The sequence below is a fragment of the Micromonospora sp. NPDC049275 genome (assembly GCF_043197115.1).
In the GTDB taxonomy this organism is placed as follows: domain Bacteria; phylum Actinomycetota; class Actinomycetes; order Mycobacteriales; family Micromonosporaceae; genus Micromonospora.
In genome coordinates this window covers 91,962-104,528 of sequence record NZ_JBICSN010000013.1, presented here as the reverse complement: position 1 = coordinate 104,528, position 12,567 = coordinate 91,962, and the positions used below count along the sequence as shown (strand labels likewise).

General features: G+C 72.5%; 14 protein-coding genes. 5 read left to right on the top strand and 9 right to left on the bottom strand.

What is annotated here, in order from left to right; all coding sequences use genetic code 11:
* Nucleotides 1-32 precede the first annotated feature (32 nt).
* The 4 genes from ACGFIE_RS27905 to ACGFIE_RS27890 form a co-directional block, all read right to left on the bottom strand.
* The gene (locus ACGFIE_RS27905) at nucleotides 33-1,322 is read right to left on the bottom strand and encodes a hypothetical protein (protein WP_393300042.1); all 1,290 of its coding nucleotides are present in this window, start codon (nucleotides 1,320-1,322) and stop codon (nucleotides 33-35) included.
* A 62-nt stretch (nucleotides 1,323-1,384) separates the two neighbouring features.
* The gene (locus ACGFIE_RS27900; protein ID WP_393300039.1) at nucleotides 1,385-1,960 is read right to left on the bottom strand and encodes a TetR/AcrR family transcriptional regulator; all 576 of its coding nucleotides are present in this window, start codon (nucleotides 1,958-1,960) and stop codon (nucleotides 1,385-1,387) included.
* Nucleotides 1,953-2,753, bottom strand: a complete 801-nt coding sequence (locus ACGFIE_RS27895; protein WP_393300036.1) for an alpha/beta fold hydrolase — start codon at nucleotides 2,751-2,753, stop codon at nucleotides 1,953-1,955. Before ACGFIE_RS27895 ends, ACGFIE_RS27900 begins: the two co-directional genes overlap by 8 nt.
* A 42-nt stretch (nucleotides 2,754-2,795) precedes the next feature.
* Nucleotides 2,796-3,716: a proline dehydrogenase family protein gene (locus ACGFIE_RS27890; RefSeq protein ID WP_363684494.1), complete on the bottom strand. Its 921-nt coding sequence runs from the start codon at nucleotides 3,714-3,716 to the stop codon at nucleotides 2,796-2,798.
* On the opposite strand from ACGFIE_RS27890, the gene ACGFIE_RS27885 reads away from it, so the two are divergent.
* The 3 genes from ACGFIE_RS27885 to ACGFIE_RS27875 are packed head-to-tail and all read left to right on the top strand — an operon-like array spanning nucleotide 3,715 to nucleotide 5,846.
* Nucleotides 3,715-4,071 carry a hypothetical protein gene (locus ACGFIE_RS27885; RefSeq protein ID WP_393300033.1) on the top strand — a complete coding sequence of 119 codons (357 nt, stop codon included), beginning with the start codon at nucleotides 3,715-3,717 and terminating at the stop codon, nucleotides 4,069-4,071. The genes ACGFIE_RS27890 and ACGFIE_RS27885 overlap by 2 nt on opposite strands.
* A 1-nt stretch (nucleotide 4,072) precedes the next feature.
* Complete coding sequence (locus ACGFIE_RS27880) at nucleotides 4,073-5,239, top strand: glutathionylspermidine synthase family protein (protein WP_393300030.1); 1,167 nt, start codon at nucleotides 4,073-4,075, stop codon at nucleotides 5,237-5,239.
* A 19-nt stretch (nucleotides 5,240-5,258) separates the two neighbouring features.
* Nucleotides 5,259-5,846 (top strand): CGNR zinc finger domain-containing protein, encoded by a 588-nt coding sequence (locus ACGFIE_RS27875; protein WP_363684500.1) that lies wholly within the window; start codon nucleotides 5,259-5,261, stop codon nucleotides 5,844-5,846.
* 17 nt (nucleotides 5,847-5,863) lie between these two features.
* Here the strand turns inward: ACGFIE_RS27875 and ACGFIE_RS27870 are convergent, their stop codons facing one another.
* On the bottom strand, nucleotides 5,864-6,670 hold the full coding sequence (locus tag ACGFIE_RS27870; protein WP_393300027.1) for a sugar phosphate isomerase/epimerase family protein: 807 nt from the start codon (nucleotides 6,668-6,670) through the stop codon (nucleotides 5,864-5,866).
* A gap of 76 nt (nucleotides 6,671-6,746) precedes the next feature.
* A complete protein-coding gene (locus ACGFIE_RS27865) occupies nucleotides 6,747-7,691 on the bottom strand; it encodes a Ppx/GppA phosphatase family protein (RefSeq protein WP_393300024.1) in 945 nt (314 codons plus the stop codon).
* Nucleotides 7,692-7,771: 80 nt separating this feature from the next.
* Here ACGFIE_RS27865 and ACGFIE_RS27860 point away from each other — a divergent pair, with 80 nt between their 5' ends.
* Nucleotides 7,772-8,569: a hypothetical protein gene (locus ACGFIE_RS27860; RefSeq protein ID WP_363684773.1), complete on the top strand. Its 798-nt coding sequence runs from the start codon at nucleotides 7,772-7,774 to the stop codon at nucleotides 8,567-8,569.
* 10 nt (nucleotides 8,570-8,579) lie between these two features.
* Here the strand turns inward: ACGFIE_RS27860 and ACGFIE_RS27855 are convergent, their stop codons facing one another.
* On the bottom strand, nucleotides 8,580-9,158 hold the full coding sequence (locus ACGFIE_RS27855; RefSeq protein WP_363684506.1) for a TetR/AcrR family transcriptional regulator: 579 nt from the start codon (nucleotides 9,156-9,158) through the stop codon (nucleotides 8,580-8,582).
* Between the two features lie 683 nt (nucleotides 9,159-9,841).
* Between ACGFIE_RS27855 and ACGFIE_RS27850 the strand changes: the two genes are divergently transcribed.
* Nucleotides 9,842-10,495 carry an NADPH-dependent F420 reductase gene (locus tag ACGFIE_RS27850; protein WP_393300021.1) on the top strand — a complete coding sequence of 218 codons (654 nt, stop codon included), beginning with the start codon at nucleotides 9,842-9,844 and terminating at the stop codon, nucleotides 10,493-10,495.
* 63 nt (nucleotides 10,496-10,558) lie between these two features.
* Here ACGFIE_RS27850 and ACGFIE_RS27845 read toward each other — a convergent pair whose 3' ends face one another.
* Complete coding sequence (locus ACGFIE_RS27845; RefSeq protein ID WP_039906992.1) at nucleotides 10,559-11,242, bottom strand: response regulator transcription factor; 684 nt, start codon at nucleotides 11,240-11,242, stop codon at nucleotides 10,559-10,561.
* Nucleotides 11,243-11,265: 23 nt separating this feature from the next.
* Entirely contained in the window at nucleotides 11,266-12,546 is a 1,281-nt protein-coding gene (locus ACGFIE_RS27840) for a sensor histidine kinase (RefSeq protein WP_393300018.1), read from the bottom strand.
* Nucleotides 12,547-12,567: the final 21 nt, after the last annotated feature.

Below are 12,567 nucleotides of genomic sequence, written 5' to 3'. Positions count from 1 at the left end.
CCCACCGCCGCACGCCATTGGCCCGACCGTTGTCAGGCGGCGGTGGCGCGGACGTACGCCACGCACTCGTCGTGCAGGGTGGACCACTGCTCGCCGAACGCCTGTTCGGCGGCGACCTCGAGGGTTCTGCGCTCGTGCACCACGGCCTTGAAGAAGGTCAGCAGCCGCTCCGGCCCGAACCTGTCGACGAGGTGGCGGACGGCCAGGTAGCCGATGCCGTAGCTGCCACCGACCCGCTCGGCGGGGGCGTCGTCGGCGGGCGTGACGCCCTCCAGTCGGCCGTCCCAACCGCCCCGGACCAGCTTGCGCACCTCCGCGAGCCCCTCGTACCTGTCGACCGGCTGGCCGCCCGAGCCGGCGAACTCGGCCAGCCCCTCGACCAGCCACCAGGTCGTCTTGCCCGGGTAACCGCGCTCGGGCAGCGAGGCGGCGTGGGTCAACTCGTGCCGGAGCAGGTCGTCGGTGCCGCTGCTGGGCAGCCCGTCGGCGTTGAGCACCACCTCGTGGTGGCCGCCGCCCACGGTCACCGCGTAGCCACCGGTCCACTGTGGTCGTCCGCCGCCGTACCAGCGTTGCCATTCCGTCCGACCGGCGTAGAAGATCCGGTAGCGGTCCGGCGGCGAGCCGGTCACGGCGTAGGTGTCGGCGACCGTGGCCGCCGCCTCCGCCTGAGCCAGCAGGGTGGGCAGCTTGCCGCGCAGCGCCGGCGTGGTGGCGACGATGGTCCGCGCGCCGACCGCCACGGCCAGTTCGCTGATCTCCCACGGTCGGGTGCCGGTCTCGGCGGACTTGGACTCCTCGAGGGCGACCAGTCGGGGCTGGTCGCCGTTCTCCCGCCAGCGGGTGCCGATCAGCACCGGGCTCGGTCGGCAGCCTGGCGAGACGAAGCAGTACTGGAAGCGCACCAGCAGCCGCCACTCGCCCGGCCTGCCGACGACAGGTACGGGCAGGCCGCTCGGCTCGGCCCGCCACACCGTCACCCGAAGGGCGCGCAGCGCCGCGTAGCGACGGCGCAGGTCGGGGTGTGTGGTGGGGTCGGCGACGGCGAGGAAGGCGGCCCGGTCGCCGCCGAGCAGCGCCGTGGACTGCCGCTGGAGCTGCGCGGTCATCCGGTCCGACAGCCCACGGGCGACGGCGGTGGCCGGGTCGTCGGCCGCGGTGGCGCCGGCCCGGCTGAGCGTGGCCCGGCCGCCGGCCTCGCGGACCGTACCGACGACCAGCGCCGCCGGAAGGCCGCAGCCCAGCAGCAGGACCACCACGACGAGCACGGTCCACAGCGGCCAGAGCCGCCGCGGTGTCGGCTGCTGCACCCCGTCAGTCACCCGCCGAAGGGTACGACCAAATGCCGGATCGGGCGAGGCCGACCCGGGCCGATCGGGCCGGGTCAGGCTCCGCGAGCCGGCCAGGAGCGCAATGCCACGTCCAGGCCGGCGACCAACTGGTGGTACGAGCGGTCGACCTCGCGCGGCAGGCCGAAGCCACCGGCGGCCTCCAGGGCGACGAAACCGTGCAGTGCGCTGCGCAGCGCCCGGGTGGCGTCCACCGCGTCGTCGCCGGTGAGTCCGTAGCCGCGCAGCACCGCGAAGATGGCGCCGACCGCGCGTTCGCCCGCCTCGACGTGTTCCGGGTCGGACGGGTCGGGCACCTGCTGGGTGGCGGGGTAGCGCCCGGGGTGCCGATGGGCGTAGGCGCGGTACGCGTCCGCCATCGCCCGCAGCGCGTCCCCTCCCGAGCGACCGGCGGCCGCCGTGGTCAGCTCGGTGGCCAGCTCGGCGCTGGCAAGCGCGGCGAGCTTCTGGCTCAGCGCGTCCGCCCCGCGGATGTGCTTGTAGAGGCTGGGCAGCGCGACGCCGAGCCGGCTGGCCAGCGCGGCGAGGGTGAGCTGCTGGTAGCCGACCTCGTCGGCCAGCCGGGCGGCCTCCCGCACCACGGTCTGCTGGTTGAGCCCTGCCCTAGGCACCCGCGCACACCTCCAGGAAACCCGCCAGCTCGTCGGCGGTGGCCTGCGGCCGGTCGGCGTGCGGGTAGTGCCCGGCCTCCTCGATCATCCGGGCCTCGGCGACGCGGAAGAGCCGGCGGGCCGCCCGCGCCTCGGCGCCCGGGTCGGGGAAGTCCGGGTCCTTGGCGCCCATCAGCACCAGCACCGGTTGGCGTACCTGCGGCGCGCGGGCGGTCCAGTGCGGCTCGACAGGCGCGATCACGCCGCGCGTCGCGGCCATCCGGCCGGGTTCGCGCAGGTTGGCCACCATCGACAGGCGGTACGCCGCGTCGTCGGTCGGCCGGTGCACCGGGAACAGCGTTTTGTGGAACATCCCGAACAGTCGTGGACTGCGCAGCACAGCTCCCATCGCCGCCCGCAGCAGCGGGTTGAGTTTCGGCTGACCGACGAACGCGCCGATCTGCACGATGCCGGAGACCAGCTCGGGTGCTTCGGTCGCGGCGAAGACCACCGCAGCGGCGGCGGACGAGCTGCCGACAAGCACGGCCGGCCCGGCGTCGAGGTCACGGACGACTGCCAGCAGGTCGCCGCCGACCTCGGCCGGGGCGTACGAGGGCCAGCCGACGCTGGACTCCCCGTGCCCGCGTACGTCGACCGAGGCGACCCGGTGACCGGCGGCCACCAGCAGGGGCACGAGGTGCCGGAAGCTCGCCCGGTTCTCGCCCATGCCGTGCGCGAGGACGACAAGTGGGCCGTCGCCGTGCACCTCGTAGGCGATGTGTCCGCCGTCCCGCCGCACCTGGCTAGCTGTCATAGCCATAAAGCTAAGCCAACTAGCCAACCCCGTCAAGCCCGGCTACTTCTTGGAGACCAGCGCACGGCCGAAGAAGACCAGGTTCGCCGGGCGCTCGGCGAGCCGACGCATCAGGTAGCCGTACCACTCGTCGCCGTACGGGACGTAGGTACGGACGGTGTAGCCCTCACCGGCCAACCGGGCCTGCTCCTCGGGGCGGATGCCGTAGAGCATCTGGAACTCGAAGCGCTCCGGCCCCCTGTCGAACCAGCGGGCCCGGTCCTCGCCGATCGCGATCATCCGCGGATCGTGGGTCGCCAGCATCGGGTACCCGTCGCCGGACATCAGGATGTTCAGGCAGCGGACGTAGGACTTGTCCACCTCGCGGGCCGACTGGTACGCCACCGACTCCGGCTCCCGGTACGCGCCCTTGCACAGACGCACACGCGAGCCGGCGGAGGACAGCTCGCGGCAGTCCGACTCGGTGCGCCGCAGGTACGCCTGGAGCACCGCGCCCGTCGACGGGAAGTCCTTGCGCAGCTTGGCCAGCACCTCCAGCGTCGAATCGGTGGTGGTGTGGTCCTCCATGTCCAGGGTGACGGTGGTGCCCGCCGCGTCGGCGGCCGCGCAGATCGCCCGAACGTTGTCGTACGCCAACTGCTCGTCGAACATCTGACCGAGCGCGGAGAGCTTCACGCTCACCTCGGCCGCCGGGGTGAGCCCCGCGCCGGAGAGCATCTTCAGCAGCTTCAGGTATTCGTCCCGGGTGGCCGTGGCCTGCTCGGGACGGACGGTGTCCTCGCCCAGGTGGTCGAGGGTGACGGCCAGACCGTCGTCGACGAGCCCGCGGGTCGCGCGCAACGCGTCGTCGGTGGAGGCGCCGGCGACGAACCGGCGAACGACGTCCCGGGTGTACGGGGCGGTCGCGACGAGCCGCTCGACCTGGGATGACCGGGAGGCGGCGAGGATGACGGAACGGAGCATGAGCCGAGCGTATCGCCCCTGCCAGGACCCCCGCCGGGGGGCGGCCGGGGCTGCGGTGCTGGCGTCGATCGGCTACAACGATCCCGTGGACCAACGCCCCCGCCGCCGCCTCCGGTCGGCCTCCGTGCAGCTCGGCGCGCTCACCGCTCTCGCGCTCGCCCTCTCCGGCTGCAACATGACCTCGGACGACGACGATGACGACTGCGCCCTCGGGCCGGTCGGTGGCGGTGACACGGTCGCGCTGGCGATGCGGGTGCCCGCCCCCGTCGCGGGGCGCCCCGCCGGCGAGCCGACGACCGCCGCCCTGCCCGAACGCGGCGGGTTCGGCACGCACCTCGCCTCCTGCGGCGGCTGACGTGCGCCGCGAGTCCGTGCCGCCCCGGCCCGACTGGGACGCCACCATCCGCGCGCAGGGGCTGGTGTACGTCGACACCGAGCTGCCCGACGGCGGGATCATGTCGTACTGGGACGAGACCGCCGCGTACGCCTTCGACCTCGAGGAGGTACTGCGGCTGGAAGAGGCCACCGAGGAGTTGCACCGGATGTCCGTGGCAGCCGCCGAGCACGTGGTGACCCACGGCCGGTACGCCGAGTTCGGCATCCCCGCCTGGGCGGCCGACGCGGTGGCCCGGTCGCTGCGGGAGGCGCCACCCACCCTCTACGGGCGCTTCGACCTGGCGTACGACGGCACCTGGCCGCCGAAGATGCTTGAGTACAACGCGGACACGCCTACGGCGCTCGTCGAGGCGAGCATCATCCAGTGGTACTGGCTGGAGCAGACCCGCCCCGAGCTGGACCAGTGGAACAGCCTGCACGAGCGGCTGGTCGGCGCCTGGGCCAAGATCGGTGCCGGGCTGCACGACCCCCTGGTGCACGTGCTCTGGTCGAACGAGGAGGAGTCCGGCGAGGACCACATGACGGCCGGCTACCTCGCCGAGACCGCCCGGCAGGCCGGCCTGAGCGTCGAGCTGCAACCCATCCAGGAGATCGGTTGGGACGGCCGACGCTTCGTCGACGCCGCCGACCAACCGGTGACCACCTGCTTCAAGCTCTACCCGTGGGAGTGGATGCTGGCCGAGCCGTACGGGCCGCCCGCGCTGGCCCCGGGCACCCCGACCACCTGGATCGAACCGGCGTGGAAGCTCCTGCTGTCCAACAAGGCGCTGCTCGCGATCCTCTGGGAGCTCTACCCCGACCACGAGTACCTGCTCCCGGCGTACCTCGACTCGCCGCGCGGCATGCCCGAGTACGTGGCCAAGCCGCTGCTCGGCCGGGAGGGTGGCTCGGTACGCATCGTGACCGCCGAGCAGGAGATCACCAACCCGGGGATCTACGGCGACGAGGGCTGGTGCTACCAGGAGTTCCGGGCGTTACCGCAGTTCGCCGGCTACCGGACGGTGCTGGGCAGCTGGATCGTCGACGGCGAGTCGGCCGGAGTGGGCGTGCGGGAGAGCGCGAGTCTGATCACCGACGGCTACGCGCGGTTCCTGCCGCACTACATCGACGCGCCGCGCACCCCGTGAGTCGTCTACCGTTGGGGGCGTGAACTTCGACGCGTACGCCCGGACCGGCGTTGACCTGGTCAACGCCCGCCTGGACGACCTCGACGACCTGCGGGCCCTCTTTCCCGACGACAACGCCTGGATGCGCGACGAGGTCGCCGATCGCGACATCGCGATCTTCCGGCGGGCGCAGAAGCGGCTCCGCGACGTCTTCGAGTACGGCACCTCGGGGCGCGACGCCCAGGCGGTGACCGAGCTGAACGCGCTGCTCGAGGCGTTCCCGGTCCAGCCGCGCATCTCCGGGCACGACTCCAGCGACTGGCACATGCACGTGACCAGCCGGGGCGCGTCGGTAAGCGCCGAATACCTGGCCGGCGCGGTCTGGGGACTGTCGGTGTGGCTCTGCGAGTACGGCAGCGCACGCTTCGGGGTCTGCGCCGACGAGCGGTGCGGCAACGTCTACCTGGACACGTCGTCCAACTGCTGCCGGCGGTTCTGCTCCGAGCGTTGCGCCACCCGCTCCCACGTGGCGGCGCACCGGGCCCGCAAGCGGGCCGCCATCGGCGAGCAACTGCCGGTCGCCCCGCAGCCGACGGCGACCACCGAGTCGCTGACCCCGGTCAGCTGACGCCGGGCCCTGCGGGGTCAGACGTCGACAGGTGACTGCGCGGGCAGGTGCTGCCGGGCGAACTCCAGCGCGGCGCGCAGGTCTGCCTCGCGCACCGCGCGGCTCTTCGCGCCCCGGGTCGCCACCTCGACGGCCACCGCGCCGGTGAAGCCCCGCGCCGCCAGCGAGGAGAGCAGCTCCCCGCAGGGCTGGGTGCCGCGACCGGGCACCAGGTGCTCGTCGCGGCCCTCGCCGGTGCCGTCGCCCAGGTGCACGTGGGCCAGGCCCGCGCCCATCCGGTCGGCCATCTCGAGGGGGTCGCTGTGCGAGGCCGCGCAGTGCGACAGATCCAGGGTGTACGACGGGTAGCCCGCGTCGGTGGGGTCCCACCCGGGGACGTACGGGACGAACTGCCGGCCCGCCATCCGCACCGGGTACATGTTCTCCACAGCGAAGCGCAGGCCGTTGAAGCGGTCCGCGATCGTGGCCAACCCCTCGGCGAAGTTACGCGCGTAGTCGCGCTGCCAGGAGAACGGCGGGTGCACCACGACCGTCGGCGCTCCCAGCGTCTCGGCCAGCTCGGCGGCCCGGCGCAGCCGCTGCCACGGGTCCGGGCTCCACACCCGCTGGGTGACCAGCAGGCAGGGCGCGTGCACCGACAGCACCGGCACGTCGTAGTGCGCCGACAGGCCGCGCAGCGCGCCCGCGTCCTGGCTGACCACGTCGGTCCAGACCATCACCTCGACGCCGTCGTAGCCGAGCGCCGCGGCCAGTTGGAACGCCGCCGCGGTCGGCTCGGGGAAGACCGACGAGCTGGACAGGAGCACCGGAACGCGGGAAGTCACATCAGCCAGCGTAGCCCGGCTGTCGTAGGGCCATCAGGACGAGCGCCGGCAAACCGACCGTAACCCGGCAGCCCGGTCAGATTGGTTCGAGTTGATCGAGTCGGCGGAGGATGACCCCCTCCCGCAGGGCCCACGGGCAGATGTCCAGCGAGTCCAGGTCGAGCCTGCGCATCACCGCCTCGGCGACCACCGCGCCCGCCAGCAGCTGGTGGGCGCGACCCGCGCTGACCCCCTCCAGCTCCATCAACTGGGTGGGCGGAATGTGCCGGATGAAGCCGATGACCTGCCGCAGACCGGCACGGGTCAGGCTGCGCCGGGCCCAGAGCCCGGCCCCGGAGGGCGCCGCGCCGGCCAGTCGCGCCAGGGTGCGGAACGTCTTCGAGGTGGCCACCGCCCGACCCCAGCCCACCTCGGTCATCTGGTCGACCACCTTGTCCAGCCGGCCGTCCACGTACTCCCGCAGCTTCTCGACGGCCTCGGCGGACGGCGGCGTCGCGCTGTCCGGGTCGACCCGCAGCCGCTCCCGGGTCAGGCGACCCGCGCCGAGCGGAAGCGAGATCGCGGCGTCCGGGTCCTCGTCGATCCCCGCGGCGATCTCCAGGGAGCCGCCACCGATGTCGAGCACCAGCAGACGCCCCGCGGACCAGCCGAACCAGCGCCGCACCGCCAGGAACGTCATGCGCGCCTCGTCCGCGCCGGAGAGCACCTCCAGGCGTACGCCGGTCTCGTCGCGGACGCGGGCGAGCACGTCGGCCGCGTTTGTGGCGTCGCGTACCGCCGAGGTGGCGAACGCGATCAGGTCGTCGGCCTCCAACCCCGTGGCCGCCGCCTTGGCCATGCCGACCGCCTTGACCAGGCCGTCCGAGCCGGCCTCGGTCAACGCGCCGTCCGGGCCGATCTGCTCGGCGAGACGAAGGACCACCTTCTCCGAGTGCGCCGGCCAGGGGTGCGCGCCGTGGTGCGCGTCGACCACCAGCAGGTGCACCGTGTTGGATCCGACGTCGAGGACACCCAGTCGCATGGTGAAGACCCTAGGTGCAACACGTTCGTGCGGCTCGCCGGCCTGCCGACGTCACCGCGCGTACGCTGGTCCGGGTGACGATGGAGCTCCGCGTGCTGGTGGACGATCCGGGCGACCCGCGCAGCCGCGAGGTGGCGCTGGACTTTCCCCGGGAGTGGATCGAGTTCGCCGACCCGGCGGACGAGACCCACCTGATCCGGGCCGACCTGACCTGGCTGCTCTCCCGCTGGACCTGCATCTTCGGTCGGGGTTGCCACGGCATCATCGCCGGCCGGTCCGCCGACGGCTGCTGCTCGCACGGGGCGTTCTTCACCGACTCGGACGACGAGAAGCGCGTCCGCACCGCCGTCAAACGGCTCACCCCGTCGACGTGGCAGCACTTCCGGCGCGGTTTCAAGAACTGGACCGACGAGGACACGATCGACGGCAAGAACCCGGCGCGCCGCACCGCCACCCAGGGCGCCGACGGGCCGTGCGTCTTCCTCAACGACGCCGACTTCGCCGGCGGAGGAGGTTGCGCGCTGCACGCCCAGGCGCTGCGCGACGGTGTGCACCCACTGGAATACAAGCCGGACGTCTGCTGGCAGCTGCCGATCCGGCGGGACCAGGACTGGGTGAAGCGCCCCGACAACTCCAAGGTGCTGGTCTCCACGCTGTCCGAGTTCGACAGGCGCGGCTGGGGCGCCGGCGGGCACGATCTGGACTGGTGGTGCACCTCCTCGACGGACGCCCACGTGGGCACCGAGCCGATGTACCTGTCCTACGGGCCGGAGCTGACCGCCCTGATCGGCGCTGCGGCCTACGAGCGGCTGGCCGAGCTGTGCGCGGCCCGGGTGAAGCAGGGCATGGTCGCCCCGCACCCCGCCGACAATCTCTAGCTGATACCCGTCAGCGCAACGCCGCGTCGACGAGGGTGCGGGCGCTGCGCCGGGCCGCTTCGGCGATCACCGGGTCGCCGTCCAGCACACCGCCGGCGAGCCCGCCGTCGAGCAGCAGGGTGAGCTGCCGGGCGAGCAGTTCCGGGTCGGCCGCGCCGGCCTGCCGGGCCAGCTCCGTCACCCAGGCCCGGACCACCGTCTTGTGCTCGACCGTACGGGCGTGCACCGCGCCGCCGGCCGGTGACTCGGCGGCCGTGTTGATGAACGCGCAGCCGTGGTAGCCGTCCCGCCGGCAGGCGCCGGCCAGCGCGTCGAACATCCCGACCAACTGGTCGCGCGGCTCGTCGCCGGCATCCCGGGCCGCGGCGCGCAGCGCGCCGAACCACGCCTGGTCGACCCGGTCGAGGTACGCCAGCACCAGGTCGTCCTTGCGCGGGAAGTGCTTGTAGAGCGTCGCCTTGGCCACGCCCGACTCGGCGATGACCGTGTCCACCCCGACGCCGCGCGGCCCGTGGGCGTAGAAGAGCCGGAACGCGGTCTCCAGGATCCGGTCCCGGGCCGAGCCGGCCGGTGTGCGCTGGGCAGGCATCGGTACTCCCTCGACGTGCTGGTGGCGGGCCGATTCTACAGACAGCTCCGTCTACCATCTCCGCCAGATGCGCCGTTCACGCAAACCCGGGCCATGGCGCCGCCGGTCTCCCGACACGTTGGCCCGTTGGGCTACTAGATCGCCGACCAGCCAGGACTGCCGGACCGCTGGGCCGGCCAGGACCGCCGGGGTGGCCAGGACCGCCAGGGTGGAAGACCTCGCCGCCGCCAGGGGCCTGACACCTCTTCGCACCCTGTAGAGCTGCCCCAGATGTGGGGCGGCACCTCTGGCTCTCGTAGACAGCCTCCCGCCCACCCAGTCTCTGGAGCGGGCGCGACATGCGTCAGCCCCACATCTGGGGCAGCTCTACAGGCAGCGAAAGACGGCTCCACTGCTGATCCGACCCACCCCGGACGCCTGGATTGGCGTGCTCGACGCGGCGCCCGACTACGCAGATCATGCCGGCACGCCGGGCCGCAACGGGGGCACGCCGCCGGCGCACAGCCGGGCACGCCACCGGGAACGGGCATCGAGCGCTGAGCGCTGAGCGCTGAGCGCAGCGGACCACTCCGGGCACGCCGGGCCACGGATCGTCATGGGGGCAGACAGTAGACAGACCTGTCTGTTAGCCTGCTCGCAACCGGCGCGACGCCACTCCGCGCCCGAGTGGAGGATCGATCGACATGCGCATCGCAGTTCTCGGCACCGGCTCGGTCGGCCGGACCATCAGCGCCCGCGCTGCGGAGCTGGGCCATCAGGTCACCATCGGCACGCGGGATGTCGCGACCACCCTGGCCGGCGATTACGCCGCCTGGGCCGCGGAGCACCCCGAGGTGGGCCTGGCAACCCAGGCAGACGCGGCCGCAGACGCCGAGCTGGTGGTCAACGCCACCAGTGGCAGCGGCTCCCTGCCGGCGCTCACCGCGGCCGGCGCGGCGAACCTCGCCGGCAAGGTTCTGCTCGACATCGCCAACCCGCTCGACTTCAGCGCAGGCTTCCCGCCCACCCTGACCGTGCCGGACACCGACTCCCTCGCCGAGCAGATCCAGCGGGAGTTCCCGCAGGCCAAGGTGGTCAAGTCACTCAACACGCTGACCGCCGAGCTGATGGTGCGCCCGCGCCAGCTCGCCGACGGCGCGCACAGCGTGTTCGTCTCCGGCGACGACGCGGAGGCGAAGCGGATCGTCACCGAGCTGCTCGTCAGCTTCGGCCACACCGACGTGATCGACCTCGGTGACCTCTCCACCGCCCGGGGCACCGAGATGCTGATGCCACTCTGGCTGCGGCTCTACGGCCGCCTCGGCACCGCCGACTTCAATCTCAAGGTCGTCCGCTGAGCGGACCCCGACAGCCCGAAGGGGGCCCCACGCCGAGCGTGGACCCCCTTCGGGTTGGGCCGATCACGGCTCGAACTTGTACCCCAGACCGCGGACGGTGACGATGAAGCGCGGCGCCGACGGCTCCGGCTCGATCTTGGAGCGCAACCGCTTGACGTGCACGTCAAGCGTCTTGGTGTCGCCGACGTAGTCGGCGCCCCAGACCCGGTCGATGAGCTGGCCTCGGGTCAGCACCCGGCCCGCGTTGCGCAGCAGCAGCTCCAGCAGCTCGAACTCCTTGAGCGGCAGTTGCACCGCCCCACCCTCGACGGTCACCACGTGCCGCTCGATGTCCATCCGGACCGGGCCGGCTGCCAACGTCGGGGCGCCCGCCTCGGCCACCTCCGGGCTCTGCCGGCGCAGCACCGCGCGGATCCGCGCAACCAGCTCCCGGGGAGAGTACGGCTTGGTGACGTAGTCGTCGGCGCCGATCTCCAGGCCGACCACCTTGTCGATCTCACTGTCCCGCGCGGTGACCATGATGATCGGTACGGCCGAGCGCTGCCGGAGCTGCCGGCACACCTCGGTCCCCGACATCTCGGGCAACATCAGGTCGAGCAGCACGATGTCGGCGCCGGTTCGGTCGAACTCGGTGAGGGCATCGGTGCCGGTCGCGGCGACCGAGACCTCGAAGCCCTCCTTACGGAGCATGTACGACAGGGCGTCGGAGAACGACTCCTCGTCCTCGACCACCAGAACGCGGCTCAAGGGGGATTTCCTTTCCATTGCTGTCAGACCTGCCGAAGCTCGGCCGGACCGGTCTCGATCCCAACCGGCGGCAGTGTCGCCAGCAGGTCGTCGGGGGGGCTGGCGGGCAACCGTAGGGTGAACGTCGATCCACCCCCAAGAGTGCTCGACACCTCCACCCGACCGCCATGGTTGCTCGCGATGTGTTTGACGATGGCCAGGCCGAGCCCGGTGCCACCGGTGGCGCGCGAGCGGGCCTGGTCGGCCCGGTAGAACCGCTCGAAGATCCGGTCCACGTCCGTCGGGGCGATGCCGATGCCCTGGTCGGCGACCGCGACCTCGACATGTTCACCGTCCCCACGGAGGGTGACCCGCACCGCGGTGTCCTCGCCCGAGTAGTTGATGGCGTTCTCCACCAGGTTCGCCACCGCCGTGGCGAGCTGACTGTCGCTGCCGTACGCGGTGAGACCGCGCTGGCCGTCGACGGTCACCTCGACCCCCCGGGCGGCAGCCGTGGTGCGGGTGCGGTCGACCACCTCGGCGATCACCCAGTCGAGCGCGACGGGCTCCGGCGGCGGCTGGGGCTCGGCGCCCTGGAGCCGGGTCAGCTCCAGCAACTCCTGCACCAGCCGGCCCAGCCGGGTCGACTCGTGCTGGATCCGTTCGGCGAACCGGCGGGCGGCGACCAGATCCTCGGAGAGGTCAGGCACCGCGGCGTCGGCCGGCTCGGTGGCGTCCAGCAGCGCCTCGGCGAGCAGTTGGAGCGCGCCGATCGGTGTCTTGAGCTCGTGGCTCACGTTCGCCACGAAGTCACGTCGAACCCGGGTGAGCCGGTGCGACTCGGTCACGTCGACCGCTTCCACGGCGATGAAGCCGTTCCCGAGGCCCATGGCCCGCAGGTGCACGCCGAGCGGGTTCTCCCCCGCGCTGTCGCGACCCCGCGGCAGGTCCAGCTCGATCTCGCGCCGCACGCCGGTGCGCCGCACCTGGCCCGCGAGGGTACGGATCAACGGGTGCGCGGCGATCGAGCCCGGGGTGCTGCCGGTACGCAGGAGACCCATCGCGCGGGCGGCCGGGTTGATCAGTACGGGCACGTCGTCGTCGTCCAGTACGACGACACCGGCCCGGAGCGAATCGATCGTCCGGCGGCCGAGCCCGGCCTGCTGCTCGTCAGCTATCGCGGGCCTCCCCCTGCTCCAGCGGGAGCTCGCGCTGCCCGTCGACGTGGAGCGGCCGCTTACCGGCAGGAACCGGGGCAGCAGGAGGCCGACGACCAGTCCGGTCGCCAACGCCACGGCCACCACGACCGCCACCGCCCACTCCACCCGGCGATCGTAGGGTCATTG

Coding starts and splice junctions, on each gene's coding strand:
- ACGFIE_RS27895 (WP_393300036.1), bottom strand. CDS start 2,753: ATGACAGCTAGCCAGGTGCGGCGGGACGGCGGACACATCGCCTACGAG.
- ACGFIE_RS27885 (WP_393300033.1), top strand. CDS start 3,715: ATGAGCCGAGCGTATCGCCCCTGCCAGGACCCCCGCCGGGGGGCGGCC.
- ACGFIE_RS27890 (WP_363684494.1), bottom strand. CDS start 3,716: ATGCTCCGTTCCGTCATCCTCGCCGCCTCCCGGTCATCCCAGGTCGAG.
- ACGFIE_RS27865 (WP_393300024.1), bottom strand. CDS start 7,691: ATGCGACTGGGTGTCCTCGACGTCGGATCCAACACGGTGCACCTGCTG.
- ACGFIE_RS27860 (WP_363684773.1), top strand. CDS start 7,772: ATGGAGCTCCGCGTGCTGGTGGACGATCCGGGCGACCCGCGCAGCCGC.
- ACGFIE_RS27855 (WP_363684506.1), bottom strand. CDS start 9,158: ATGCCTGCCCAGCGCACACCGGCCGGCTCGGCCCGGGACCGGATCCTG.
- ACGFIE_RS27850 (WP_393300021.1), top strand. CDS start 9,842: ATGCGCATCGCAGTTCTCGGCACCGGCTCGGTCGGCCGGACCATCAGC.